This is a genomic window from Enterobacter cloacae complex sp. P17RS (genome assembly GCF_014895885.1).
Lineage (GTDB): Bacteria > Pseudomonadota > Gammaproteobacteria > Enterobacterales > Enterobacteriaceae > Enterobacter > Enterobacter bugandensis.
On record NZ_JADBQK010000006.1, the window covers coordinates 319,607 to 346,354 of the forward strand.

Annotated in this window: 26 protein-coding genes; 10 read left to right on the top strand and 16 right to left on the bottom strand. The window is 56.6% G+C overall.

The features are described 5' to 3' along the window. Position 1: 1 nt before the first annotated feature. Together tamB and tamA are read right to left on the bottom strand one after the other, a co-directional pair. Positions 2–3,778, bottom strand: coding sequence for an autotransporter assembly complex protein TamB (gene tamB, locus IM265_RS07090; protein ID WP_193030096.1), 3,777 nt, complete (start codon positions 3,776–3,778; stop codon positions 2–4). Beyond that, a complete protein-coding gene (gene tamA / locus IM265_RS07095) occupies positions 3,775–5,508 on the bottom strand; it encodes an autotransporter assembly complex protein TamA (protein ID WP_193030094.1) in 1,734 nt (577 codons plus the stop codon). Before tamA ends, tamB begins: the two co-directional genes overlap by 4 nt. Positions 5,509–5,731: 223 nt before the next feature. Here tamA and msrA point away from each other — a divergent pair, with 223 nt between their 5' ends. Beyond that, a complete protein-coding gene (gene msrA, locus IM265_RS07100) occupies positions 5,732–6,373 on the top strand; it encodes a peptide-methionine (S)-S-oxide reductase MsrA (RefSeq protein WP_028015284.1) in 642 nt (213 codons plus the stop codon). 211 nt (positions 6,374–6,584) lie between these two features. Next, positions 6,585–7,922: a hemolysin family protein gene (locus IM265_RS07105; RefSeq protein WP_028015283.1), complete on the top strand. Its 1,338-nt coding sequence runs from the start codon at positions 6,585–6,587 to the stop codon at positions 7,920–7,922. A gap of 75 nt (positions 7,923–7,997) precedes the next feature. Here the strand turns inward: IM265_RS07105 and IM265_RS07110 are convergent, their stop codons facing one another. Continuing rightward, positions 7,998–8,204 carry a DUF1107 domain-containing protein gene (locus tag IM265_RS07110; RefSeq protein ID WP_008501430.1) on the bottom strand — a complete coding sequence of 69 codons (207 nt, stop codon included), beginning with the start codon at positions 8,202–8,204 and terminating at the stop codon, positions 7,998–8,000. 324 nt (positions 8,205–8,528) lie between these two features. On the opposite strand from IM265_RS07110, the gene IM265_RS07115 reads away from it, so the two are divergent. Beyond that, the gene (locus IM265_RS07115; protein ID WP_028015282.1) at positions 8,529–9,086 is read left to right on the top strand and encodes a YtfJ family protein; all 558 of its coding nucleotides are present in this window, start codon (positions 8,529–8,531) and stop codon (positions 9,084–9,086) included. Here IM265_RS07115 and cysQ read toward each other — a convergent pair. Further along, positions 9,080–9,820, bottom strand: coding sequence for a 3'(2'),5'-bisphosphate nucleotidase CysQ (gene cysQ / locus IM265_RS07120; RefSeq protein ID WP_193030092.1), 741 nt, complete (start codon positions 9,818–9,820; stop codon positions 9,080–9,082). The genes IM265_RS07115 and cysQ overlap by 7 nt on opposite strands. Before the next feature lie 190 nt (positions 9,821–10,010). Here cysQ and IM265_RS07125 point away from each other — a divergent pair, with 190 nt between their 5' ends. Further along, entirely contained in the window at positions 10,011–11,954 is a 1,944-nt protein-coding gene (locus IM265_RS07125; protein WP_193030089.1) for a bifunctional 2',3'-cyclic-nucleotide 2'-phosphodiesterase/3'-nucleotidase, read from the top strand. A gap of 40 nt (positions 11,955–11,994) precedes the next feature. On the opposite strand, the gene IM265_RS07130 is transcribed toward IM265_RS07125, so the two are convergent. Then, positions 11,995–12,381, bottom strand: coding sequence for a helix-turn-helix domain-containing protein (locus IM265_RS07130; RefSeq protein ID WP_028015279.1), 387 nt, complete (start codon positions 12,379–12,381; stop codon positions 11,995–11,997). 84 nt (positions 12,382–12,465) lie between these two features. Between IM265_RS07130 and IM265_RS07135 the strand changes: the two genes are divergently transcribed. The 3 genes from IM265_RS07135 to IM265_RS07145 all read left to right on the top strand — a co-directional run bounded on the left by IM265_RS07135 (position 12,466) and on the right by IM265_RS07145 (position 15,261). Then, on the top strand, positions 12,466–13,314 hold the full coding sequence (locus tag IM265_RS07135; RefSeq protein ID WP_193030087.1) for an SDR family oxidoreductase: 849 nt from the start codon (positions 12,466–12,468) through the stop codon (positions 13,312–13,314). 81 nt (positions 13,315–13,395) lie between these two features. Then, a complete protein-coding gene (locus IM265_RS07140) occupies positions 13,396–14,220 on the top strand; it encodes an AraC family transcriptional regulator (protein ID WP_048999477.1) in 825 nt (274 codons plus the stop codon). A gap of 75 nt (positions 14,221–14,295) precedes the next feature. Beyond that, positions 14,296–15,261, top strand: coding sequence for a DMT family transporter (locus IM265_RS07145; RefSeq protein ID WP_041911471.1), 966 nt, complete (start codon positions 14,296–14,298; stop codon positions 15,259–15,261). 79 nt (positions 15,262–15,340) lie between these two features. On the opposite strand, the gene IM265_RS07150 is transcribed toward IM265_RS07145, so the two are convergent. Beyond that, positions 15,341–16,990, bottom strand: coding sequence for a methyl-accepting chemotaxis protein (locus IM265_RS07150; protein ID WP_045259627.1), 1,650 nt, complete (start codon positions 16,988–16,990; stop codon positions 15,341–15,343). 266 nt (positions 16,991–17,256) lie between these two features. Here IM265_RS07150 and ytfE point away from each other — a divergent pair, with 266 nt between their 5' ends. Then, a complete protein-coding gene (gene ytfE / locus IM265_RS07155; protein WP_047366985.1) occupies positions 17,257–17,919 on the top strand; it encodes an iron-sulfur cluster repair protein YtfE in 663 nt (220 codons plus the stop codon). An 86-nt stretch (positions 17,920–18,005) separates the two neighbouring features. Here ytfE and cycA read toward each other — a convergent pair whose 3' ends face one another. Together cycA and fklB are read right to left on the bottom strand one after the other, a co-directional pair. Next, positions 18,006–19,415 (bottom strand): D-serine/D-alanine/glycine transporter, encoded by a 1,410-nt coding sequence (cycA, locus tag IM265_RS07160; RefSeq protein ID WP_047366984.1) that lies wholly within the window; start codon positions 19,413–19,415, stop codon positions 18,006–18,008. Positions 19,416–19,727: 312 nt separating this feature from the next. Next, complete coding sequence (fklB, locus tag IM265_RS07165; RefSeq protein ID WP_008502892.1) at positions 19,728–20,348, bottom strand: FKBP-type peptidyl-prolyl cis-trans isomerase; 621 nt, start codon at positions 20,346–20,348, stop codon at positions 19,728–19,730. 233 nt (positions 20,349–20,581) lie between these two features. Between fklB and IM265_RS07170 the strand changes: the two genes are divergently transcribed. Further along, the gene (locus IM265_RS07170) at positions 20,582–21,220 is read left to right on the top strand and encodes an OapA family protein (RefSeq protein ID WP_193030085.1); all 639 of its coding nucleotides are present in this window, start codon (positions 20,582–20,584) and stop codon (positions 21,218–21,220) included. A 46-nt stretch (positions 21,221–21,266) separates the two neighbouring features. Here the strand turns inward: IM265_RS07170 and IM265_RS07175 are convergent, their stop codons facing one another. From IM265_RS07175 to rpsF, 5 genes are all read right to left on the bottom strand, one after another. After that, positions 21,267–22,196 (bottom strand): DMT family transporter, encoded by a 930-nt coding sequence (locus tag IM265_RS07175; RefSeq protein ID WP_182033493.1) that lies wholly within the window; start codon positions 22,194–22,196, stop codon positions 21,267–21,269. Positions 22,197–22,348: 152 nt separating this feature from the next. Further along, positions 22,349–22,798 carry a 50S ribosomal protein L9 gene (gene rplI / locus IM265_RS07180; protein WP_006810372.1) on the bottom strand — a complete coding sequence of 150 codons (450 nt, stop codon included), beginning with the start codon at positions 22,796–22,798 and terminating at the stop codon, positions 22,349–22,351. Positions 22,799–22,839: 41 nt separating this feature from the next. Then, a complete protein-coding gene (rpsR, locus tag IM265_RS07185) occupies positions 22,840–23,067 on the bottom strand; it encodes a 30S ribosomal protein S18 (protein ID WP_000135199.1) in 228 nt (75 codons plus the stop codon). 4 nt (positions 23,068–23,071) lie between these two features. Continuing rightward, the gene (gene priB, locus IM265_RS07190) at positions 23,072–23,386 is read right to left on the bottom strand and encodes a primosomal replication protein N (protein WP_028015270.1); all 315 of its coding nucleotides are present in this window, start codon (positions 23,384–23,386) and stop codon (positions 23,072–23,074) included. A 6-nt stretch (positions 23,387–23,392) separates the two neighbouring features. Beyond that, positions 23,393–23,788: a 30S ribosomal protein S6 gene (gene rpsF, locus IM265_RS07195; protein ID WP_014068637.1), complete on the bottom strand. Its 396-nt coding sequence runs from the start codon at positions 23,786–23,788 to the stop codon at positions 23,393–23,395. A 340-nt stretch (positions 23,789–24,128) separates the two neighbouring features. Between rpsF and yjfY the strand changes: the two genes are divergently transcribed. Then, a complete protein-coding gene (yjfY, locus tag IM265_RS07200) occupies positions 24,129–24,404 on the top strand; it encodes a DUF1471 family protein YjfY (RefSeq protein ID WP_041911476.1) in 276 nt (91 codons plus the stop codon). A 139-nt stretch (positions 24,405–24,543) separates the two neighbouring features. Here yjfY and IM265_RS07205 read toward each other — a convergent pair whose 3' ends face one another. The 3 genes from IM265_RS07205 to ulaD are packed head-to-tail and all read right to left on the bottom strand — an operon-like array spanning position 24,544 to position 26,743. Then, positions 24,544–25,230: an L-ribulose-5-phosphate 4-epimerase gene (locus IM265_RS07205; RefSeq protein ID WP_063942978.1), complete on the bottom strand. Its 687-nt coding sequence runs from the start codon at positions 25,228–25,230 to the stop codon at positions 24,544–24,546. Next, positions 25,223–26,083, bottom strand: coding sequence for an L-ribulose-5-phosphate 3-epimerase (locus IM265_RS07210; protein ID WP_045259632.1), 861 nt, complete (start codon positions 26,081–26,083; stop codon positions 25,223–25,225). The genes IM265_RS07205 and IM265_RS07210 overlap by 8 nt, the downstream gene beginning before the upstream one ends. 9 nt (positions 26,084–26,092) lie before the next feature. Next, entirely contained in the window at positions 26,093–26,743 is a 651-nt protein-coding gene (gene ulaD / locus IM265_RS07215) for a 3-keto-L-gulonate-6-phosphate decarboxylase UlaD (RefSeq protein ID WP_193030083.1), read from the bottom strand. Between the last annotated feature and the right edge of the window lie 5 nt (positions 26,744–26,748).

A 26,748-nucleotide genomic window follows, 5' to 3' on the forward strand; every position in this document is an offset into this window, starting at 1 on the left:
GCTAAAACTCAAACTGATAGAGCAGATCAAGTGCCTGGTCTACGCCGGACACTGCTTCCAGATATAGCTTAGGCATCAGGCGATAGCGTAACGTGAGTGTTGCCAGTGAGTCAAAGATCCCCACACCATATTTTACCTGCAGACCCGGCAGTACATAGCCGCTGACCACCACCTGCGAGGAGTCACCCACGCCCTGGGTGTCCAGCGCCAGATTGCTTACGCCGAACGTCTCGCCGATTTTACCCACAACCTGCCCACTTTGTGCAACCCCCAGACCGACCAACATTGAGGTCATCGCCGCACTGTCGCTTTGTCCGCTGTCCAGACCTTGTCCGCGCAGCAGATAAGAGAGGGCTTCCTGCTGCGACATCGCCGGGTCGGAGAAGATCTCCGCCTTCGGTTCGTCGGCAGAGCCGGTGACGCGTACGCCAGCAATGACGTCGTTTTCCGTCGCTTCCGGGTTACGAATCGCTTCGATGTTCAACAGAGGTTGATCCGGTGGGCCGGAGAACAGCAGCTCGCCTTTACGGACAATCAGATCCTGACCATAGGCATGAAAACGCCCTTCAGGGATATTGATCTGCCCGTTGAGGCCAAGCCCTTGTTTATCCTGCGCCACTTTCAGGTCGCCCGTGAGCCTCGCCTTCAGCCCAAACGCATCCAACCGCACGTTATTTCCCACGTGCACGATAAGGTTACTATTAATCGGTATGCCAGCGCTCTTCTCTTCGGCAGGTTTCAGATTTTCATTGAGCATAACTTCATCACTGGAGACGCCGACCGCGCTTTCCGGCACCTCGTGAACCACGATGCGCGCCCACGGCACGTCCACGCGGCCATCCAGGGTGAAGAGGCTTGGCGTCGCCTCAAAGACCACGTCCGGCGAGACGTCCAGGCGCACCATTGGCGGTACGGTGATGCGCACCTTACTGCCTTTCGCGGCAATACGGGCGCGCCAGTTGTCGAGCTGGCTCCAGTCCGCGTCGCCGCTCAGGTTGATTTGCCCCTGCTGAGTTAATACCGAGCCGTTCAACGTCGAGCTCATGCCGTTGAAGTTCATCGCAATCTGGCTGGGCTGCATATCGAACGGCATAAAGTTACCGTCGATATCCACACCGCTGAGCCGCAGCTGACCGAACAGCTGAGGGCTTTGCGCGTTGCCCGCCAGGCGCAGGTTGGCATTTACCATGCCCTCGGCTTTTTCCCCGCGGGCGAAGATCGGGTTGACCATCGCCAGGTTGAAGTTACGAATATTGACGTTGCCGCCCAGATTGCGCCGCCCCTGCGGATCGGTAATCTGTATCTGCCCGTCCATCTGGCCGTTGTTGGTCAGACGGATAAGCCACCCCAGCTCCGCACGGTTGTTATGCAGGTCTGCACTCACGTTCAGGGTGTCGAAGGCCACCGGCAGCGTCGCATCGTTCACCTCCTGCGTTACCTTCACGTTGCGCCCGGAAAGCGTGACGCTGCCCTGCGGCAGCCCCTCTTTGGTTGTATCCCAGGCGACATCGGCTTTCCCGCTGAAGACGCCGCTGGCCTGCGTGGTGTCCGGCATAAACGGTTTCAGCATCGCCAGATCGAAGCGGTTCAGGTTGATCTGCGCGCGCCCTTCCGCCCCCGCATCAATGGTCTGCGGCACGCACAGCTCCGCGTTCGGGTTGGTCCAGCAGTGAGGCCCGATGCTGATCTTCTGCTCGGCGTTGCGGTAGTCCAGCGCAATGGAGCGCGACAGCGCCAGCGGCCCCACCGGGGTGTTGAAGCGGGTGTTGTCCAGCGTTCCTTTCCAGCGCGTTTCCTTCCGGTCGAAGCTGCCGGTCAGGTGAAGCTGGCCGGAGACGGGCTCGCCCTGCACGCGCAGCTGGAGGTCGTGCTGCTTCTCGTTCCCTTTGGCGTCCAGAGTTACCAGGCTAATGTTCACGTCCGGCTGGGAAATGCGCTCCACGCGCAGGTTCAGGTTGCCGCCGATCTGATCGGTGGATTTCACATCCCCTTCCACGCGGACGCGGGCAACGCTCAGCTCCTGCCAGCGCAGATTGTTGGCGGTAATATCTGCCAGCAGCTGCGGCGCGTCCACGGTGCCGCGCACTTTCACGAGTCCTTTCGCCGTACCGCCCAGACCCGGCAGGGCGTTATCCAGATTCGGCGCGTCGATGGTGGCGTCAAGATTGAGATCTTTTACCCCCAGCTCGCCTTTGATATCCGCCGTGTTGCGGCCCAGCGCCACGTGCAGCCCCGGGATAATCCACTGCAGGTAGCTGTTGCCCTTCACCGAGCCTTCAACGTTCACCTTGTTCTGCTTCACGTTCCCGGTGAGCTTGATTTCCGGCACGTCCATCTGCCACGTGCCGCCGTAGAGGCTGCCGCGGGTTTTGATCAGCCCGTCCAGCTTCGACGGCCAGTCCGGCACCTCTTTGGCGGTGTTAATTCCCGTCAGCTTCAGCTCGCCGCGCCAGCTGATCGCCTGCTGCCAGTCGAGCAGCGCGGTCAGTACTGTTTTGCCTTCCAGCGCCGCGACGGTCAGCTTGTCGAGGTTAACCTGCTGTTCGTTGCCTTTTGCATCCAGCGTGATGGTCGCGGGCGGCACGCCCTGCCCCTTCACCGCAGTGCGGAACGAGAGCGTGTAGTCGGTCATCTTGCCGCTCAGCTTCAGCTTCAGATCGTCGGCCTGATACTGTTTTTCGCCGGTAAACGGCCAGTAAAGCTGCTTGCTGACAACCTCCAGATTGAGCGGCAGCCCGGCTTCCGCCAGCTGGGTTTGCGCGCGCAGGGCCATGTCTACCGGGCCGGAGAGATTCACCCCGATATCCAGCTTCTCGCGCAGCGCCCCGCCCACTTTAACCTTCACTTTTTCGCCCTTCAGCGGGTCGATATTCAGGGCGCTATTGAGGGTGATATCCACCGGCCAGCTGTCGCGCAGCAGGGCGTTGCCTGACGCGTTCACCGAGCCCTGGTTGGTATCGATATCCAGCGCGTCGAGCTTCATGTTGCCGTCAATGCTGCTGACTTTCAGCAGCATGTTAAAGACCGTCAGATCGGTGTCGCCGGTCAGGCGCAGCTGCTCGCCTTTGAACTCCTCAATGTTGAGGTTCAGCGGCAGATGCACGTCGGTCATTTCAGGCAGGACAGGCTTCGAGAAGAGTTCTTTCAGCGTTTCGCCCAGCGGCTTCTCTTCCGGCTGCGGGTTCTGGATCTTCGGTTCGACGATCTCTTCCTGCGCCACGTCCGCCACTTTCGGCAGCGCGATCAGCAACCCTTGCAGCGAGGTTGGCGTCAGGGTGAGGTTTTTCTCCTGCCAGCGCAGGCCGGAGGTGAAATCCATCACCGAAACGGTGGTGTCGTCGATTTTGATATTGACGTTATCGAGCGCCACCCGATAGAGCGCAATCGGGTACGGCGTGGAGAGATTCAGCGGGCCGCTGTCCTCTTCCTCAACCGGCGCAGACTTCGGCATTTTCTTTGAGTCTATCGCCACGTTGACGTCTTTTAGCGACAGATCGTTCACGCAGAGCTTGCTGTCCCGCAGGCAGCCCAGCTTCACCGCGAGATGGAATTCCCCGGCGTTGACCGCCACGCCCGGCTGCTCGTAGCGGATGTTCTTCAGACGCAGGTCTCGCCAGCCGCCCGTTACCTGACCAATTTCCAGCCCCGGCACCCAACGGTTCGCGGCGTTAAACAGCAGATGCAGCCCGGTCGTCGTTCCCACCAGAAACGCCACCGTTCCGAGCAGCAGCACGATAAAAATCAGCACCCCGAGGCTTATTTTCTTCCATAAACTCATAATTCAGGCCCCAGACCGATGTAAAACTGTAATCCGTGTTCATCTTTGTCGCCCACCGGCACGGCGAAGTCGAGCTTGATGGGCCCGACGGGTGACTGCCAGCGTACGCCCACGCCTGCACCGGTTTTGAAATCGCTGCGGCGGATATCGTTCACCGCTTCACCACCGTCAACAAACATTGCGCCCCACCACTTGCCGCTGACGTTGTACTGATACTCCAGCGATCCGGTCGCCAGTTTGGATGCCCCGGTCAGCTGGCCTTTTTCGTTTTCAGGTGAGATCGATTTGTACTTATACCCGCGAATGCTGCGGTCGCCCCCGGCGAAGAAGCGCAGGTCCGGCGGAACGCGCTCGAAATCACCCGTCTCAATCCAGCCGAGATTGCCGCGCATCACAAAGCGGTGTTTGTCATACAGCGTGCGGATCCAGACGTTTTGCGCCTGCACCACCGTGAAGTCGACGTCAGAGCCCCACATCGTATTGGAGTAGTCGATAGAGTAACGCTGTGAATCACCCCAGGTTGGCATCAGGCCGCCGCGCGAGCGGGTGCGGCTGATCATCACGCCCGGATAAAGCAGCATAGTGGTGTTGGTGACGTTTGCCTGGGTAAAGTGATCAAGGCTCCAGCGCAGGTTAATGGCGCGCTGCCAGCCGCTGGAGAGATCCCAGAAGCGTGAAACCGCAAGCGTTGTCGAGTCCTGCTCGGTATCGTTCAAATCGGTACGCTTAAAGCCGCCCTGCACCAGGTAATATTGCTCAAGCGGGTTTTTCAGCAGCGGAATTTTATAGCTGAAATCAAGCTGCTGTTCCGGTGCGGAAATGCTGGCGCTGGTGGTCAGGCTGTGGCCGTAGGAGTTCATCCACGGCTTTTTCCAGGAGGCCTTCACGCGCGGACCGACGTCTGTCGAGTAGCCAACACCGGTCTCAATGGTGTTCTCGGTGCGCGGCGAGACAACGCCATGCAGCGGCAACACCTTGGTTTTGCGAGACTTATCAAATTCCGGTGCGACAACCACGGAGTTAAACCAGCCGGTAGCGGAGAGGCGACGGTTCAGCTCCGCCAGATCGCTCGACTGGTAGTAATCGCCTTTTTTAAACGGCACGAGGTTTTGCAGATACTCTTCACGAATTTGCGAACCTTCAAACGTTACATCGCCAAAGCGGTAGCGTTCGCCGCTGTCGTAGTCAATATCCCAGAAGGCCTGACGTCGCTCCAGCGCGATGCCCAACTGGCTTTTATTGAACTGGCTGTCGAAGTAGCCCTTGCGCAGAGAGACGCTCGTCAGCTCTTTTTTGAAGTGGTCGTAGTCACCGTGGTTGAGCACGGTGCCGATTTTCGGTCGCGTGCTGAGCAGGTCCAGGTAGTCGCGGTCGGTACGCGCGCCGCCGCGCAGGATGACGTTCGTGCCGCCAATCAGCACCGGCTCGCCCGGCGAGACGCGGGCAATAAGCACCTGACGCCCCTTCTTTGGCGGCGGGCGGAGATCGAAATCAATGGTGGGTTCGTAATACCCCAGCGCTTTTAGCCCTTCACGGATCGCGTCATCCACGCGCGCGCGAAAACGCCGGTCCGGCGTCACCTCATCGCTCTGGATGGTCGACAGCTGCGCACGCACGTTTTTTTCCAGCGTCCCGGATAACCCCTCAACCTGCAAACGGACATTCGCCGCGCTGGCAACCCCGCTTGTCAGCAATACACTGACTAAACATAACTGGCGGATTTTTGTCACGTTTTCTCCTGAATATCCCTTTTCCACCCTGGAAGCAAATGAAGCGCCGCCGTGCGGCAAAATACGGCCCGGAAGCCAAAAACCCAAATCGTGGGTTGAAAACGGGTGTAACACCCAAATATTTCTTATGATTAAATCTAGTCTCATTCAGCGCATTTATTGTGTTCAATTAAACGCTTCGTGACAACCTTAACCGAAACATCGCACCCCGGGAGGCCCCATCGTGAGTTTATTCGACAAGAAGCATCTGGTTTCACAAGCTGATGCATTACCGGGACGCAACACCCCTATGCCTGTGGCGACCTTACACGCCGTCAATAACCATTCAATGACCAACGTTCCTGATGGAATGGAAATCGCCCTGTTCGCCATGGGCTGCTTCTGGGGCGTTGAGCGCCTCTTCTGGCAGCTGCCCGGCGTTTACAGCACCGCGGCCGGCTACACGGGCGGTTATACGCCGAATCCAACCTACCGCGAAGTCTGCTCCGGCGAAACCGGCCATGCGGAAGCGGTACGCGTGGTATATGACCCGACGGTCATCAGCTACGAACAGCTCCTGCAGGTCTTCTGGGAAAACCACGACCCGGCGCAGGGCATGCGTCAGGGCAACGACCACGGCACACAGTATCGCTCGGCCATTTATCCGCTCACGCCTGAGCAGGACGCCGCCGCGCGCGCCAGCCTTGAGCGTTTCCAGCAGGCCATGCGTGAAGCAGGCGATACGCGCGAGGTGACCACGGAAATCGCCACCGCGAAGCCGTTCTACTATGCCGAGGACGATCATCAGCAGTATCTGCACAAAAACCCGTACGGCTACTGCGGCATCGGGGGCATCGGCGTCTGCCTGCCGCCACAGCTGGCCTGATTATTAACCGTTAAATCGTCACCCGTACCGGACAGCGCACGCTGTCCGGTCTGTTTTATGCCAAAAATGTGACCTCTGGCAGATTTACATCTCTTTACGCTATACTACCGCTGAAATAATCGGCTCAACGCTACGAGCTGACGTTCTACGTGTTTTCACACAAATGGTATCAACTCCCCTTCTGAGGATCTGGCGAGAAGCCGGATAAACTATGTTAAACAGTATTTTAGTAATACTTTGTCTTATTGCCGTCAGTGCATTTTTCTCGATATCTGAGATCTCGCTGGCCGCGTCCCGTAAAATCAAACTGAAGCTGCTTGCCGACGAGGGCAACATCAATGCCACCCGCATCCTGAAAATGCAGGAAAACCCCGGCATGTTCTTCACCGTGGTGCAGATTGGCCTTAACGCGGTCGCCATTCTCGGCGGTATCGTGGGCGATGCGGCCTTTTCTCCAGCGTTTTATAGCCTCTTTGTCAAATACATGTCCGCTGAGCTTGCCGAACAGCTGAGCTTTATTCTCTCCTTCTCGCTGGTAACCGGCCTGTTCATCCTCTTTGCAGACCTGACCCCGAAACGCATCGGTATGATTGCGCCAGAAGCTGTAGCTTTGCGTATCATCAACCCGATGCGCTTCTGTCTGTACGTGTTTCGTCCGCTGGTGTGGTTCTTCAACGGCCTGGCGAACGTGATTTTCCGCATCTTTAAGCTGCCAATGGTGCGTAAAGACGACATCACCTCTGATGACATTTATGCGGTGGTGGAAGCCGGCGCGCTGGCCGGGGTGCTGCGTAAGCAGGAACACGAGCTGATTGAGAACGTATTTGAACTGGAATCCCGTACCGTGCCCTCTTCCATGACGGGCCGTGAAAACATTATCTGGTTCGATTTACATGAAGATGAGCAGAGCCTGAAGAACAAAGTGGCGCAGCATCCTCACTCCAAGTTCCTGGTCTGTAATGAAGATATCGACCACATCATCGGTTACGTCGACTCCAAAGACCTGCTGAACCGCGTGCTGGCAAACCAGAGCCTGGCGCTCAACAGCGGCGTGCAGATCCGCAATACCCTGATTGTGCCGGACACCCTGACGCTCTCCGAAGCGCTGGAAAGTTTCAAAACCGCCGGGGAAGACTTCGCGGTGATCATGAACGAATACGCGCTGGTGGTGGGTATCATCACGCTGAACGACGTGATGACCACGCTGATGGGAGACCTGGTTGGCCAGGGACTGGAAGAGCAGATTGTTCAGCGTGACGATAATTCATGGCTGATCGACGGCGGTACGCCGATTGAAGACGTCATGCGCGTGCTGGATATCGACGAGTTCCCGCAGTCCGGTAACTACGAAACCATCGGCGGCTTTATGATGTTTATGCTGCGTAAAATCCCGAAACGCACCGACTCGGTGAAGTTCTCCGGCTACAAGTTTGAGGTGGTGGATATTGATAACTATCGCATCGACCAGCTGCTGGTGACGCGTATTGACAACAAGCCGACCGTACTGGTGCCGAAGCTGCCGGACGCGGAAGAGAAGGTGTCGGCGTAACGTTCCTGCCCCCACAAACATCAACGGCTCCCATCGGGAGCCGTCTTTTTAACTACCTACTGCATAGCACGTTGGTTAAGCCATCTCAGTTTGCAGACGCATAACCTGACGGTTGACTTCGGACATCACAGACAGGTGCTGTTTGTCCTTCACTTTTGGGACAAGGATCTTGCCCTTATCAAACTCAAAAGCGCCAACATCCTTGATGTACAACCGTCCACGGAACAGGATCTTCACGTACTTCGCCACCTGAAGCGGGTTGTAGCGTTGGAAAATTTTCATTCTTGTATCTCCTGCGAATCATACGCTCTTGCGGTGCCACAATCGGCCCGACTGTCCTGAGCGCAAATTTTGATGCCCAATGACTATAGACCAGAACTACGGTGTTACCCAGTGTGCATAAGTTTATTTACCGTTTGATTACAATTATTCAGAATAATCTTTGCAAAGCGTGATAGAGAGCAGTATAAGCCGTCGTTTTTTAATGGATATGTGCGTTCACCCGCAAACTGGCACTCGGATTGCGGGAAAACCACATTGATCGCACTTATGATTAAAAGCGTATGACCAAGTGGTCGGATCACCTGCAAACAATAAGGAAACGCCATGACCCTACGTAACATCCTTGCGGCAGCCTGCCTGCTGCTGCCCCTGTGGGCTTCCGCTCACAGCATTGAAAAAGGACAACGTGTACCGCCAGTCGGCATTGCTGACCGGGGAGAATTGATTCTCGACAATGATAAGTTTAGCTATAAAGCATGGAATAGCGCGCAGCTCGCGGGCAAAGTGAGAGTTGTACAACATATTGCCGGTCGTACATCCGCAAAAGAGAAGAATGCCAGCCTGGTGGAGGCGATCAAGGCCGCAAAATTCCCTCATGACCGCTACCAGACCACCACGATTGTGAACACCGATGATGCCATTCCTGGCTCCGGGATGTTTGTGCGTTCAAGCCTTGAGAGCAATAAAAAGCTCTACCCGTGGTCGCAGTTTATCGTCGACAGCAACGGCGTGACGCGAAAGGCCTGGCAGCTTGAGGAAGAGAGCTCCGCGATTGTCGTGCTGGATAAGGACGGCCGCGTGCAGTGGGTGAAAGACGGGGCGCTGACCCAGGAAGAGGTGCAGCAGGTTGTCGCCCTGCTGCACAAACTGCTGGCTCAATAAATAGAGACGCGGAAGCCGGGGTTGAGGAATGATTCGCGCGGGGTATAGTCCAGCGGCTTGCCCTGCCAGTCATGGACATGCGCCCCGGCGGCCGCGGCAACGGCATGGCCTGCCGCGGTATCCCAGACGTTGGTTGGCCCAAAGCGCGGATAAAGCTGCGCCTGACCTTCCGCCACCAGGCAGAATTTCAGCGACGAGCCAATCGAGGTGGTCTGGTGTTCACCCAGCTGTTGCAGGTATTCCTCCAGCTCGCTGTCGCTGTGCGAGCGGCTAATCACCACCAGCGGGGGACGGGCATCGCGCACCTGGATCTGCTTGCGTACGCCGCACTCCTCCTTCCAGGCCTTCCCTTCTGCGGCGCTGTACATCACCTTCATTACCGGCGCGTAGACCACGCCGAGCACCGCTTTACCCTTCTCAATCAGGGCAATATTGACGGTGAACTCACCGTTGCGCTTGAGGAACTCTTTTGTCCCGTCCAGCGGATCGACCAGCCAGTAGCGCTGCCAGTGCTGGCGCTCGTCCCAGCTTTGCGGCGCTTCTTCAGACAGAACGGGGATATCCGGCGTTAAGGCCTGCAGACCTTGCAGGATCACCTTATGCGCCGCGATATCGGCCGCCGTGACCGGGGAGTCGTCCGCCTTGCTGACGACCTCCATCGGTTTAACACCGTCATACACCTGCATGATGGCATCTCCCGCATCCCGTGCGAGCTGACAAATCTTATCTAGCATTTTCCACCTCTTTGTTAACGCAGTGAGGTTAACTCTTTGTTTTAGTTATATCGTAATGTGAACAATTCCGCTATCTGTGAAGCAATTCCGGTTTCAGGTCGCTTTTTTCTGTCAGGATTCACATTTCTGTAAGCAACAAACGATAGATACATACTCTTTTGTGGAACGGATCGAAAAAAGGACTCCTCTGATGATTAAGTTTAGTGCAACGCTTCTGGCGACGCTGATTGCAGCGAGCGTGCAGGCGGCGACGGTAGATCTGCGTATTCTGGAAACGACCGATCTGCACAGCAATATGATGGACTTCGATTACTACAAAGATACCCCTACGGAAAAATTCGGACTGGTACGTACAGCAAGTTTGATCAACGCCGCGCGGGGTGAAGTCAAAAATAGCGTGCTGGTGGACAACGGCGATCTCATTCAGGGCAGCCCGCTTGGCGATTACATGGCGGCGAAAGGTCTGAAGAAAGGCGAGATCCATCCCGTTTATAAAGCGATGAACACGCTGGACTATGCCGTCGGCAACCTGGGCAACCATGAATTTAACTACGGCCTGAAATACCTGCACGATGCGCTGGCCGGCGCGAAGTTCCCGTACGTTAACGCCAATATCATCGACGTTAAGACGCAAAAGCCGCTCTTTACCCCTTACCTGATTAAAGAGAGTGAAGTTGTCGATCGGGACGGTAAAAAGCAGACGCTGAAAATCGGCTATATCGGCTTCGTACCGCCGCAGATCATGACCTGGGATAAAGCCAACCTCGACGGCAAAGTGACCGTTAATGACATTACCGAAACCGCGCGCAAGTACGTGCCGGAAATGCGCGCGAAAGGCGCAGATCTGGTGGTGGTTGTCGCCCACTCGGGTCTCTCCGCCGATCCGTATCAGGCCATGGCGGAGAACTCCGTTTATTATCTTAGCGAAGTCCCGGGCGTTGACGCGATCCTGTTCGGCCACGCTCACGCTGTTTTCCCGGGCAAAGATTTTGCCAGCATTAAAGGGGCGGATATCGAGAAAGGGACGCTCAACGGCGTGCCGTCAGTGATGCCGGGCATGTGGGGCGACCACCTTGGCGTGGTGGATCTGGTGCTAAATAACGACAGCGGCAGCTGGAAGGTGACGCAGTCAAAAGCCGAAGCGCGCCCGATTTACGACGCGGCGGCTAAAAAATCCCTGGCTGGTGAAGATAAAAAGCTGGTTGACGTGCTGAAGCACGACCACGACGCCACCCGCGAATTCGTCAGCAAGCCGATCGGCAAATCCGCCGACAACATGTACAGCTACCTGGCGCTGGTGCAGGATGACCCGACCGTTCAGGTGGTCAACATGGCCCAGAAAGCCTATGCCGAACACTTTGTTCAGGGCGATCCGGATCTGGCAAAGCTGCCGGTGCTGTCTGCCGCAGCGCCATTCAAAGTGGGCGGACGCAAGAACGACCCGGCAAGCTATGTTGAGGTCGAAAAAGGCCAGCTGACCTTCCGTAACGCCGCCGATCTCTATCTCTACCCGAATACCCTGGTGGTGGTTAAAGCCACGGGGAAAGAGGTGAAGGAGTGGCTGGAGTGCTCCGCCGGGCAGTTTAACCAGATCGACCCGAAGAGCAGTAAACCACAGCCGCTGATTAACTGGGACGGCTTCCGCACCTACAACTTCGACGTGATCGACGGCGTAAATTACCAGATTGACGTCACCCAGCCGGCGAAATATGACGGCGAGTGCCAGGCGATTAACCCGCAGGCCGAACGCATCAAAAACCTGACCTTCAACGGCAAGGCGATCGACCCGAATGCCACCTTCCTGGTGGTGACCAATAACTACCGCGCCTACGGCGGTAAGTTTGCCGGTACGGGCGATAGCCACATCGCTTTTGCGTCACCGGACGAAAACCGCTCGGTGCTGGCGGCGTGGATCGGCGCGGAGTCGAAGAAGGCGGGCGAAATTCACCCAGCGGTGGATAACAACTGGCGTCTTGCGCCAATCCACAGCGATGCGAAACTGGATATCCGCTTTGAAACGTCACCGTCCGATAAGGCAGCCGCGTTTATTAAGGATAAGGCGCAGTATCCGATGAAAAAGGTTGCGACGGATGATATCGGGTTCGCGATTTATCAGGTGGATTTAAGCAGGTAGCGGTGATTGTGCCGGGTAAGGCGAAACCGCCACCCGGCTTTTACGCCGCACGCTCATCCCGATTCGCCATCACCTTCGGCGTATTGACTTCAATCCAGTCCGCCAGCGCGGCGACTTTCTCGCTCACCTCGATGCCCATCGGTGTCAGGCTATACTCGACGTGCGGCGGCACGACCGGATACGACACGCGATCGACAAACCCGTCCTGCTCCAGCGCCTGAAGCGACTGGGACAGCATCTTTTCGCTCACCCCGCCCATTTTATGGCGCAGCTCGCTAAAACGGTGCGTTCCTCCGCGCAGAGCCAGCAGGATCAGCACGCCCCAGCGGCTGGTAACGTGTTTAAGCACCTCCCGTGAAGGGCACTGTTCCGCGAAGAGATTGCCATCGCGCATTTGCTCGCTGAGCGTTGGGATCGTTTTTTTCATACTTACCTTTTTGTACGTACTTACTAAAAGTTAGCTACGGTGATAGTGTGCCACAACACCAGACAAACACGAAGGAGATTTATCATGATCGCGATTACCGGCGCTACCGGCCAGCTTGGCCAGCACGTTATTGAAGAACTGCTGAAAACCGTTCCAGCAAACCAGATTGTTGCCATTGTTCGTAACCCGGCGAAAGCTGAAGCGTTAAGCAACCAGGGTATTGTGGTTCGTCAGGCGGATTACACCGATAAGGCCGCCTTTACTGCCGCGCTGAGCGGCGTGGAAAAGCTGCTGCTCATCTCCTCCAGCGAAGTGGGCCAGCGCGCGACCCAGCACCAGAACGTGATCAACGCCGCCAAAGCGGCAGGCGTGAAATTTATCGCCTACACCAGCCTGCTGCACGCGGATAAATCACCGTTGGGTCTGCACGTTGAACATGTCGCCACTGAAAAAGCGCTGGCGGCGTCCGGCATTCCTTATGCCCTCCTGCGCAACGGCTGGTACACCGAAAACTACCTGGCGAGCGCGCCGCCTGCGCTGGAACACGGCGTATTCATTGGTGCCGCAGGCGAAGGCAAAATTGCCTCTGCCATCCGCGCAGACTATGCCGCGGCGGCAGCCAAAGTGATCGCTGAAGAGGGTCATGCGGGCAAGGTATACGAACTGGCAGGCGACCACGGCTGGACATTGAGCGAGCTGGCGGCGGAACTGAGCAAGCAGAGCGGTAAACCTGTGGCGTATCAAAACCTGAGCGAAGCGGACTTTGCAGCCGCATTGAAGAGCGTGGGTTTACCCGCCGGGCTGGCGGATATGCTGGCGGACTCCGACGTGGGCGCGTCCAAAGGCGGCCTGTTTGACGACAGCCGTACCCTGAGCAAGCTGATTGGCCGCCCGACTACACCGCTGGCGGAGAGCGTCAAAACCATTCTGTAATTGTTACGGATTGGTTATTTTTTGTGGCATCCCCTCGGGTCATCTCTGATAATGTAGTGATGACCCATGAGGAGGCTCATCGTGCAAGGCGTACCGGAACAGTTTACTGACGAGAGAGACAGCGCGCGCTTTCGCCATCTGGCGCAGCTGCCGGGCCTTGAACTCTATCACGCGCATATCTCTGACTACGCCTTTGAGCCCCACACCCATGAAGCCTTCGGCATCGGCACCATCGAAACCGGTGCCGAACGCTTTCGCTATCGCGGCACCCAGCATCTCGCACCTGAAAAATCCGTTGTTACCATGAACCCGGACGAGATTCATACCGGGGAGTCCGCGACCGAAGACGGCTGGCGCTACCGGATGGTCTACATCGAACCCGATCTTCTGGAAGAGGTAACCGGCCTGCGCCACTGGTGGTTCAGCGACGTAACCCGTTACGACCCGCAGCGCTCTCAGCAGATCGGCAGGCTAATTTACGGCCTGTGGCATACGGACGATCCGCTGTCGCAAAAAGGCTTATTGCTGGATCTGATCGAGACCTTTCAGCCGCTAGCCCATCACGCGCCGGTGGTTCAGGAAGGCGCACACCGTTTCGAGCGCGTGCGCGAGTATTTGCACGACAACTATATGCACGCCCTGACGCTGGACGAACTGGCGAACGTTGTCTCGCTCAGCCCGTACCATTTCCAGCGCCAGTTCAAAGCCCATTTTCACGTTACGCCGCACCAGATGTTGATGGCCATCCGCCTGTGGCGCGCCAAGGCGTTTCTCACCCACGGTATGCCCGCCGCCGAAGTCGCCGCCGCAACGGGGCTGACCGACCAGTCGCATTTAACCCGCGCGTTTACCCGCCGCTACGGCATTACGCCCGTACGCTACCAGAAACAGGTCGCCCGGCGCTAATGCGCAATCTCATACAATACGCGCGCGTTTCCCCCTTCTAGACTGAGTGCAGAGTAAATCAATGTGGATGGAAAAATGATTAGCGGCGTGTTGTATGCCCTGCTTGCAGGTCTGATGTGGGGGCTGATCTTTGTCGGCCCTCTGATCGTGCCGGAATACCCGGCGATATTGCAGTCTACCGGACGTTATCTGGCGCTCGGGCTGATTGCCCTTCCTCTGGCATGGCTGGGGCGTACGCGCTTGCGACAGCTCAGCCGTCAGGACTGGGGCACCGCACTGGCGCTGACCATGATGGGCAATCTCATCTATTACGTCTGCCTGGCAAGCGCCATTCAGCGAACCGGAGCGCCGGTGTCGACCATGATTATCGGCACGCTGCCGGTGGTCATCCCCATCTTCGCGAATCTGCTTTATAGCCATCGGGACGGCAAGCTGGCGTGGTCGAAAATGATACCCGCCCTGGCCTGCACCGCCGTGGGGCTGGTGTGCGTCAATATCGCCGAGCTGCGCCACGGCCTGGCAGACTTCAGCTTATGGCGTTACGGTTCGGGGATCGTTTTAGCGTTCATCTCGGTCGCGTGCTGGGCCTGGTACGCCCTGCGCAATGCGCGCTGGCTGCGGGAGAACCCGGATAAACACCCGATGATGTGGGCAACGGCGCAGGCGCTGGTCACGCTCCCCGTCTCGTTAGTGGGGTATGCCGGCGCATGCCTCTGGCTGGGTCATCAGCAGCCGGAATTTGCCCAGCCCTTCGGGCCAAGACCCTGGGTCTTTATTGGCTTAATGGTTGCGATTGCGGTGCTGTGCTCCTGGGTGGGCGCGCTGTGCTGGAACATTGCCAGCCAGAAGCTGCCGACGGTGATCTTAGGGCCGCTGATTGTGTTCGAAACCCTGGCCGGACTGCTGTACACCTTCCTGATGCGCCAGAGCGTGCCGCCGCTGTTAACGGCCTGCGGGATCGCGCTGCTGGTGGTGGGGGTGGTGATGGCGGTAAGAGCGAAGCCGGAAAAACCGAGGGTCGTTCCGGCTTCGGAGATGTGAGTAATGCCCAGCGGCGCTACGCTTGCAGGGCCTACAAAACAGTAGGTCTGGTAAGGCGTAGCCGCCACCGGGCAAGCCCTTAAAACGTTTCCCAGTTCGCTTCAGACGCCGTCGCTGCTGGCTGCGCTTTTGGCACATAGGTTTTCACCGGTGCCGCTTTGACCGCCTGATTACGCGTTATTTTGAACACTGCTACCGCTTCGTTCAGGCGTGCGGCCTGATCTTCCAGCGCCGCCGCTGCCGCCGCAGACTCCTCCACCAGCGAGGCGTTCTGCTGGGTCACGCGGTCCATCTCGGCTACCGCCTGACCAACCTGGTCGATACCGCGGCTCTGCTCGTCAGAGGCAGAGGCAATTTCGCCCATGATGTCGGTCACGCGGGTAACCGCGTTAACGATTTCCGCCATCGTCGCGCCCGCTTCGTTCACCAGCTGGGAACCCGCGTTGACGCGTTCGCCGGAATCATCGATCAGCGCCTTAATCTCTTTCGCCGCCTGGGCGCTGCGCTGGGCAAGCGTGCGTACTTCTCCTGCAACCACCGCAAAGCCACGGCCCTGCTCGCCCGCACGCGCCGCTTCCACCGCCGCGTTCAGCGCCAGAATGTTGGTCTGGAAGGCAATGCCGTCGATAACGTTAGTAATTTGCGCGATTTTGCTGGAGCTGGTGGCGATCTCGTCCATGGTGCGCACCACGCCTTCCACCACGTTACCGCCCTTCTTCGCGGTTGAGGAGGCATCCAGCGCCAGACGAGACGCCTGACGCGCGTTATCCGCGTTCTGCTTCACGGTGGCGGTCAGCTGTTCCATGCTGGCTGCCGTCTCTTCCAGAGACGCGGCCTGCTGCTCGGTACGGGAAGAGAGGTCGTTGCTGCCCGCCGAGATTTCACCCGCACCGGTATAGATGGTGTCTGCGCCTTCACGCACCACGCCCACGGTGTTCGCCAGCGAGGTTTGCATCTCCTGCACGTTGCGCGCCAGGATAGCCATTTCGTTTTTGCCTTCAGCCTGAATCGGCTGGGTTAAATCCCCTGCCGCGATGGCGCGAATATGGTTGATCACCTCTTCCAGCGGCAGCAGCAGTACCCGGCGCATGGCGATCCAGCTGGAGATAATCACCGCAATGACGAGGATCATGACGGCAGAAAGGATCCACAGGATGCGCTTGTAGTCGCTTTCGTTATCCTGAATGCCTTTACTGGTGAGCGCAGCCTGCGCCTCGCGCCACTCGCGATAGACCTTTTGCATTGCCGTCTGCTTCTGTTCGGCATTCTGCTTGAACATATCTTCCAGGTTGCCCTGGCCCAGCAGAACGTTCATTTGCGTCAACGTGGCGGAGTAGATGCGGTACTGCTCTTCCAGCCGATCGGCCAGGTTCTCATCCAGACCCGGGGTATTCGGCAGGGCGTAGTATTTGTCGTAATGGACCTGTGCATTGGCCAGCAGATTTTTCGCGGTGTTAACCAGCTCGTTCAGCTGTCCGCCGTTAATCTGAGAGGCCATGCTGCTTTGCAGACGCAGCATCCCGCGGTTTAGCGTGACGCGCGCCTGGTTCAGGCTGATCCAGGCGTCGGTAAATTCCGCCACGTTCTGGCTGGAAAGCTGCGACACGGTGAAGTTGTCTTTATCGTTATTCAGCGCGTTGATAAAGATACCCGCGGAAATCACTTGCATGATGCCGAGCACAAGCAGCACCGAAATAAGAAGAGTAATGACTTTTATACGTTTAAACATGCGTTGCCTTTGTTATATGCAGGTTTGTCTGACGTGTATCTATCGGCACGCGCGGCGGGTTGTTTACTGTTTCTCCACCTTTAAAAACTTTCTAAACCACTTTCCTAAATCCATTCAGGGAGTTAAACGGGACATTTTTTTGTGATCCGTGTCGCACTTTCTCCCTTCCCTCTAAAGGGTTATAGCGCCGCCTTAAAGATGCATTTAAGATGCATTTAAGATGCATTTAATATGCATCTTATATTCTTGATGACGAGGTAACTGCTATGGCCTTTCGCGACCACCCCCTCGGCGAGCTGGCGCTCTCCATCCCTCGCGCTTCCGCGCTGTTCCGTAAATACGATATGGATTACTGCTGCGGCGGTAAGCAAACGCTGGCGCGAGCGGCCTCGCGCAAGGAACTGGACGTGGAGGCTATCGAAGCGGAGCTGGCGCTGCTGGCTGAACAGCCTGTTGAAAAAGACTGGCGCACCGCCCCGCTCACGGAAATCATCGACCATATCATCGTGCGTTACCACGACCGCCACCGTGAACAGCTGCCTGAGCTGATCCTGCAGGCAACGAAAGTTGAGCGCGTACATGCCGACAAACCTTCCGTGCCGCGCGGTCTGGCAAAATACCTGACCATGCTGCATGAAGAGCTTTCCAGCCACATGATGAAAGAAGAGCAGATCCTCTTCCCGATGATCAAACAGGGAATGGGAAGCCAGGCAATGGGGCCTATCAGCGTAATGGAAAGCGAGCACGATGACGCGGGCGAACTGCTGGACGTGATCAAACACACCACTAACAACGTCACGCCGCCGCCGGAAGCGTGCACCACCTGGAAAGCGATGTACAACGGCATTAACGAGATGATTGACGACCTGATGGAGCACATCAGTCTTGAGAATAACGTGCTGTTCCCGCGGGCATTGGCGGGGGAATAAAAAAGCCCGGTGGCGCTAGCGCTTACCGGGCCTACAACGTCCTCGAACATAGGCCGGGTAAGCGTCAGCGCCACCCGGCAATATGCTTAACGCATGCCTGCCATACGTTTCTTACCGATAAACAGCCAGCCCAGCCCCAGCGCGATAAACCACAGCGGCGTGACGACCAGCGCCTGACGGGTGTCATCTTCGAGCGTCAGCAGCACCAGCACGAACACGAAGAACGCCATGCACACCCAGCACATCAGCTTGCCCAGCGGCATCTTGTAGATCGACTTCTCATGCAGGTGCGGACGCTGTTTGCGGTACACGAGGTACGAACACAGGATAATGGTCCAGACGAACATGAACAGGATCGCCGACACGGTGGTGATCATGGTAAACGCGCCAATTACGCTTGGGTTCACGTAGAGCATCACCACACCACCCAGCAGGCACATGCAGGAGAAGGTCAGCCCTTTTGCCGGTACGGCACGCTTAGAGAGCTTGGCGAACGCGCTCGGCGCTACGCCCTCCTGCGCCAGACCAAACAGCATACGGCTGGTTGAGAACACGCCGCTGTTCGCAGAAGATGCCGCAGAAGTCAGCACCACGAAGTTAATCAGGCTCGCCGCAGCAGGCAGCCCTACCAGAACGAACAGCTCAACGAACGGGCTCTTGCTGGGCACCACGGAGCTCCACGGCGTCACGGACATAATGATGATCAGCGCGAAGACGTAGAACATGATGATACGCACCGGTATGGAGTTGATGGCGCGCGGCAGGGACTTCTCCGGATCTTTGGTTTCCGCAGCGGTCGTTCCGACAAGCTCAATCCCCACAAACGCGAACACCGCAATCTGGAAGCCCGCAAAGAAGCCGCTGATGCCTTTCGGGAACCAGCCGCCGTCGTTCCACAGATGGGTGAAGGACGCCTGAACGCCCGTTGGCGACTGGAAGTGCGTCAGAACCATCACCAGGCCCACTACAATCAGCCCCACGATAGCGACAATCTTGATCATCGCGAACCAGAACTCCATCTCACCGAACATTTTCACGGTGGCAAGGTTCAGGCTCAGCAGCAGAATAATTACCGCCAGCGAGGCGACCCAGTCCGACAGCCCCGGGAACCAGAACTGCGCGTAAGCGGTAATCGCCACGACGTCCGCCATGCCGGTGACCACCCAGCAGAACCAGTAGGTCCAGCCGGTAAAGTAGCCCGCCCACGGGCCGAGCAGGTCCGACGCGAAGTCGCTGAAGGATTTGTATTCGAGGTTCGAGAGCAGCAATTCACCCATTGCGCGCATCACGAAGAAGAGCATAAAACCGATGATCATATAAACGAAGATGATCGACGGCCCGGCAAGACTGATGGTTTTGCCCGACCCCATAAACAGCCCGGTGCCGATGGCACCGCCGATGGCGATAAGCTGTATATGACGGTTTGTGAGATTGCGCCGTAGCGACTGTTCAGACGTCGCCTCTTCTGCAGCGGCGACTTTGACCTGATCTACCATGTAATTTTTCCTGTTTATGCCTGTCTGTGTTGTTAAGGCTCTTCTGGCCTTTAAAAACGTCAAATAAATGACGGTCCCTTCGTAAGGGTTTATCGATATTAGGTAAGAATCGGCGGGATGAATACTATGATTTAGATATTATGTTAATAATATGTTGAAAGTGAGTGTCATATCACTCATACAGCGCGAAACAGCTCACAAAAATACACGCAACAGTTTCGTTTGCAAGATAAAATGTTGATTCCGTCGTAACTATGGGTTTTATCACTATTTTCCTCTCACCGGGCGGAGAGAGGAAATAAGTAAAGTCGATTACAGAATTTCCAGCAGCTCGACTTCAAATACCAGGGTGCTGAATGGCGGGATGGACGCGCCAGCGCCACGCTCGCCGTAAGCCAGGTTGTGCGGGATGGTCAGTTCCCATTTGGAACCCACTGGCATCAGGGTCAGGGCTTCGATCCAGCCCGCGATAACGCCGTTGACCGGGAACTCAGCCGGTTCGCCGCGCGCCACGGAGCTGTCGAACACGGTTCCGTCGATCAGCTTACCGGTATAGTGCACGCGAACGTGGTCGGTACGCGCCGGGATAGCGCCGTCGCCCTGGTTGATCACGCGGAACTGCAGGCCGGATTCGGTGCTGTTCACGCCTTCGCGCTCGCGGTTCTCTTCCAGATATTTCACGCCTTCGGCTGCCATCTCTTCGAAGCGCGCGCGACGCACAGCGTCAGCACGTTCGTGGATTTCACGCAGCGCACGATGCACAACGTCAACCGGAACGGCAGGCTGTTTGCCTTCCAGCGCATCAGCGATACCCGCCACCAGCGCTTCAGGTAACAGACCTTCCAGGCCGGATTCGCTCAGCTGCTGTCCTACCTGCAAGCCGATACCGTAACTTGCCTGCGCTTCGATAGTGTCAAAAGTCGGGGTGGTCATGGGTTTTCCTTCCATCACATTTAAAGTAGCGGGCAGCATATCAGCCATGCCCTTATGGGTAAAACTTTGTCTGAAGTTAAGGTGACAAACCGCGACGAAACAGAAACAATAGAGACAACCAGGATTAATCCCGAACTGATGTCACGGATGTCCGGTTTGCTACGTCGTTCAGGCAGTTAGCGAACTATACTTCGAAGCACAGGATATAAAAGACGCGGAGCAGGAGGAGAGCCATGCCCGGGCGATTTGAACTGAAACCTACCCTGGCGAAAATCTGGCAGGCGCCGGACAATTTTCGCATTATGGACCCGCTGCCTCCTCTGCACCGCAGGGGGATCATCATTGGTGCGCTGATGGTGATCGTGGGCTTCCTGCTTCCTTCCGGCGGTAATGATGTTGATACCGCGCCGGTCACCCGCAATGCGCAGCTGGATCTTCAGTCGCAAACGCGGCCGCAGCCTGACGCGCAGCCGATGCAGACGCAGCTGGTAACCCCGTCTAACGATCCGGGTCAGGTCGCACCTGTTGAACCCGAACCCGTTCAGGATGAACAGGAGCAGGCCGCAGCGCCGTCTGAGCCGCAAACCCAGCAGCCGACCGGCATCGAGCAACAGTGGCGTTCCTATCGCGTGGAGCCGGGCAAAACCCTGGCACAGCTTTTCCGCGACCACAACCTGCCGCCGACCGACGTGTATGCCATGGCAAAAGTGGAAGGCGCAGGTAAACCGCTGAGCAACTTACAGAACGGCCAGATGGTGCAGATTCGCCAGAACGCCAGCGGGGTGGTCACCGGGCTGACCATTGATACCGGAAATGGGCAGCAGGTGCTGTTTACCCGCCAGCCGGACGGCAGTTTCATCAGAGCACGTTAATGGCGTATGCCGGGTAAGGCGAAGCCGCCACCCGGCACTTTTGTTCTCAGGCACTCCGTTTATTCACCCACCAGATCCCCGAGCAGACCAGCACCAGCGCAATCGCGTATTTGATATCCAGAATGTTTTCGCCGAGGAAAATGGCGGAAAGCACCGTCCCTGCAACAGGAATGACAAAGTTGAACGGAGCAATCATGCTTACCCGGTTCACTTTCAGCAGCGCGCTCCACAGGGCGAACGCCACCGATGAGAGCAGCGTCAGATACCCCAGCACCGCAACGGCCTTCATGCTGTGCACTTCCAGCGTTCCGCCCGTGGCATAACCTCCCGCAACCAGCGCAGCCCCGCCTATCGCCAGCTGCCAGCCGGTCATCACCGTTGGGTCGACGGTCTGGGAAATACGTTTCCCGTAAAGCGTGGCGGCAGAGAGAATAAAAGCCGCCAGCACCACAAAACCGTCGCCTTTCCAGATAAACTGGAAATCGCTTAACCCACTGTGAAAGTTCACCAGCATCACCCCGGCAAACCCAAGAATACAGCCCAGCGTTTTGTTATAGCTGAGTTTGTCATTGTGGTAGATACAGTGCGCCAGCAGTACGCTGAAGAAAGTCCCGGTGGCGTTCATGATTGAGCCGTTTACCCCCGTCGTGTAGGCCAGTCCTATATAGAAGAATGTGTACTGAATGGTGGTCTGGGTCAGCCCGAGGATCGTGAGCTGGCCAAACTGCGCGGGCGTGAGCCTGCCAATCGGTTTGCGCTGGGCCAGCGCAAACAGCAGCAGCAAGGCACCGGCAAACAGAAAACGGTATCCGGCAAAAACGACTTTGGACGGAATATCATCGGTCGCGATCTGAAAGAGTTCGTAGCCATTTTTAATGGCCGGGTACGAGCTCCCCCAAAGCAGGCAGCAGAGCGTGGCGCAGGCGTAGGCCACATGTCGACGGGCAAAGACGGGCGTGGGCAGAGCGGTATCCATGACAAATCTCATAAATAAAATTGCGTTTCAATTTATTATCAGAGAATGCGTCAGGAATAGCTACCATACGAGATAAAAAGAGAATTTCCGGTAGCTTTAAATAGCAAAACGCCGGCACAAGGCCGGCGCTTCGACGCGAGCAGAGTAAAAAATTACTCAGCTACAACGTTAACAACCAGTTTAGCGAACACTTCGCTGTGAACCTGGAAGTCAACTTCGTGCTCACCAGTGGTACGCAGAACGCCGTTCGGCATGCGAACTTCGCTCTTAGCCACTTTAACGCCTGCTGCAGTAACTGCATCAGCGATATCGCGGGTACCGATGGAACCGAACAGTTTACCTTCGTCGCCAGCTTTGGAAGCGATGGTAACAGTGCCCAGTGCGTTGATTGCTTCAGCGCGAGCGTTAGCAGCCGCCAGAACGTCAGCCAGTTTGGCTTCCAGTTCAGCGCGACGTGCTTCGAAAAACTCTACGTTTTTCTTAGTAGCTGGAACAGCTTTACCCTGTGGAACCAGGAAGTTACGAGCGTAGCCCGCTTTAACGTTAACCTGATCACCCAGGCTGCCCAGGTTTGCTACTTTATCAAGCAGAATAACTTGCATTACCTTATCCTCTTAAAGTCGTATTAATGGACCGTGCCCGATTACTGATGACGATCAGTGTACGGCAGCAGGGACAGGTAGCGAGCGCGTTTGATAGCGCGAGCCAGCTGACGCTGATATTTTGCACGAGTACCGGTGATACGGCTTGGGACAATCTTACCGCTTTCGGTGATGTAGTTTTTCAGCGTTGCGATATCTTTATAGTCGATCTCTTGAACGCCTTCCGCGGTGAAACGGCAGAACTTGCGACGACGGAAATAACGTGCCATATGGCTAGTCTCCAGTATCTATCAAATCAATCTGCTCGGCATGCAGAACCATTTTGCTCAGGCCGTTCTTTGCCTTGTGGCAAGAGATGAACCCCTGAACGATTACTGCGCTACCGACCGTTAAACTGTGAGTAATGGCCTGGTTTTCGTGTCCGCTAATAATAACGGGCATTTGGCACCACGCCTGCCGGTGAAACCCGGCTTCCTCTTGCACAGAACGATGCTCAAGCACGAACTGGCAATGCGGAATTCCTGATGGACTGACCTTTCGAAGGGGAGCCCTGCATACGATGCCGGACAACGCCAGACGGTTGGTCATCAGAAATTACTCTTCAGAATCCCCAGCATCAGAATCATCTGCGGTTTCGTTTGCGAAATCATCGCGACGCTCACGGCGCTCGTCTTTCGCTTTAACCATCGGAGATGCTTCGGTAACTGCGTTTTTGGTACGCATAACCATGCTGCGGATAACGGCATCGTTGAAGCGGAAGGTAGTTTCCAGCTCATCGATCACTTCCTGCGGCGCTTCAACGTTCATCAGAACGTAGTGTGCTTTGTGCAGTTTGTTGATCGGGTAAGCCAGCTGACGGCGGCCCCAGTCTTCCAGACGGTGGATCGTACCTTCTGCACCAGTGATGGCAGCAGAGTAACGCTCGATCATACCCGGAACCTGTTCGCTCTGGTCAGGATGGACCATAAAAACGATTTCGTAATGACGCATCGAATTGCTCCTTACGGATTATTCAGCCTCCTGTCTGGGTCAGCCGAGGCCCGGGGAGGCAAGGAACGTGTTAAAGGTCGGCTGAAAAATTGACGCGTCATAATACTTGCCCCCCCCAGGAAACTCAAGCTGATTGCACAAATAATTCGCACAAAGCGTAAAGCTGGTCTAAGTGGGTGATTTAAAATTAATCGCATCAGGAAGCGTTGTTTTTTTGAACAACTGCATCAGAAATGGTCACGCATCCCCGCCGGAGGAATGATTACACTTTAATCAGAGATCAGCTGAATTAAAGAAGGAGTATTCCCCTCACACAGCACGCAGTCGTGGAGCGCATATCATGAAAAAAATCGCAGTAGCCATAATGGCGGCGCTTTTGCTCAGTGCAAACGCGATGGCAGCCATCAAAATAGACGGCCGGCAGGCCAGAAACATGGATGATGTGCACAGCTTGGGCGTAATCTATATCAATCATAATTTCGCCACTGAAAGCGAAGCAGATCGGGCACTAAATGAAGAGACCGATGCCCAGGGCGCAACCTATTACCACGTGATGTTAACCCGTGAGCCCGGCAGCAACGGCAACATGCACGCCAGTGCAGATATCTATCGGTAACCTTTAACGCTAGCACCAGGAAAGCCAACAACGAGAACATAGCCATAGTTGACGTTGCCCCCTGTCCGGGGGCTTTTTTTGTGAATGGCTCCGGAATACCACCGGTTACAACTGTTTTTCGGTATTCCAGAGCACTTATTCACTTCTGCCCGTAGTAGGCATTCGGGCCGTGCTTGCGCATGAAATGCTTGTTCATCAGGTAATCGTCAATGCCCTGAAGCTGTGGGTTGATGCCGCGGGCAATCCACGCCATGCGCGCCACTTCCTCCATGACAACCGAATTATGAACGGCGTCGTGGGCATCTTTTCCCCAGGCGAACGGGCCGTGCTGATAGACCACAATACCCGGCGTATGCAGCGGTTCGCTTTCACCCAATGTTTCGATGATGACCTTCCCGGTGTTGAGCTCGTATTCGCCTTCTACTTCAGCCTGCGATAATGCCCGCGTGCAGGGGATGTCGCCAAAGAAGTAGTCCGCATGCGTTGTTCCCAGCGCCGGAATCGCCAGCCCCGCCTGTGCCCAGGCGGTGGCGTGCGTGGAGTGGGTATGCACAACGCCACCCAGCGATGGATAACGCTGGTACAGCGCCAGATGGGTCGCCGTATCAGAAGAAGGACGCCATTTGCCCTCAACGACGTTTCCTTCGAGGTCGACCACAACCATATCGTCCGCTTTCATGGTTTCATACGCCACGCCGCTCGGCTTGATCACAACCAGACCTTGTTCACGGTCGATGGCGCTCACGTTGCCCCAGGTGAACGTTACCAGGCCATAGCGCGGCAGATCCATATTGGCCTCAAAGACCTGCTGTTTCAGCTTAAGCATGTTCAGCCTCCAGTAACCCCGCGCGCGCCATACGCTCGCGCACCCAGTCCCGCGCTTTTGCCACTTCCGCAGCCGGATCGTCTGACGTTTCGCTCCACATCTCAATCAGATAAGGCCCGCAATACCCTGTCTGTTTGAGCGTCTCGAAGCACCGTTCGAAATCCACCACCCCGGTGCCGAACGGTACGTTTTTAAACACGCCAGGGCGGGTATCTTTGACGTGCACCGCCACGATATGCCCGATGCCCGCCTGCAGCTCCATCTGCACGTCGTTATCCCAGGCCGACAGATTGCCGATATCCGGATAAAGCTGGAACCAGGGGTTATTCAGATAGTGCGCATAGCCCAGCGCCTTGCTGATGGAGTTCATCAACGGGTAGTCCATGATCTCCATCGCCAGCGTGACCTGCGCGCGGCTTGCCATCTCAACGCTCTCTTTCAGGCCGTCACGGAAACGACGGCGCGTTTCGTCGTTGGCTTCCTGATAGTAGACGTCGTAACCCGCCAGCTGGATCACGCGGATGCCGACATCCTGCGCAAAACGAATGGCTTTGCGCATGATCTCCAGCCCTTCAGCGCGTACGGCATCGTCTTCACTGCCGAGCGGAAAACGGCGGTGGGCGCTCAGACACATGGACGGCACGCGCACGCCGGTTTCGGCAATGGCGCCCACCAGCGCCAGGCGCTGCTCGCGACGCCAGTCCAGGCGAGAAAGGCGCACATCCGTCTCATCCACGGACATTTCGACAAAATCGAAACCCAGCTGTTTTGCCAGCCGTAACCGCTCCAGCCAGCACTCCCCTGCAGGGAGTGCCTTTTCATAGATGCCAAGCGGGACCTGTTTTGACAACATACCCGCTCCTTAACCCCAAAGCTGAGCGATTGAGCGTTTGAACTGACGCGCCGCTTCCACCGGAGATGCCGCGTCGCGAATGCTGCGGCCAGCGATAAAGACGTGAATAGGGATGCCCTGGAACAGCGGCAGATCTTCCAGCGCCAGGCCACCGGTGACGGTGACTTTGAAGCCCATATCCGCCAGACGCTTAATCGCGCTGATATCCGCTTCGCCCCACGCCACGCCTGCGGCTTGCGCATCGCGGCTGCGGTGATACACCACCTGCTGGATGCCCGCATCGCGCCACTCCTGCGCCTGCTCCCAGGTCCAGAAGCCGGTCAGTTCAATCTGCACGTCGCCGTTAAACTCTTTTGCCACGTCCAGCGCGCCTTTGGCGGTGTTGATATCCGCACAGCAGATCACGGTGACCCAGTCGGCGTTGGCTTCAAAGCACATGCGGGAAAGGATTTTGCCTGCGTCAGCAATCTTGGCATCCGCCAGCACGATTTTGTTCGGATAGAGCGCTTTCAGGTCACGAACGGCGCGCACGCCTTCGCCCACGCACAGAATGGTCCCCACTTCGATGATATCCACCTCTTCCGCAATCAGGCGGGTGGTTTCGTAAGCGTGAGACAGCGTCTGGTTATCCAGCGCAACTTGCAACATTGGTAATGACATGTTCA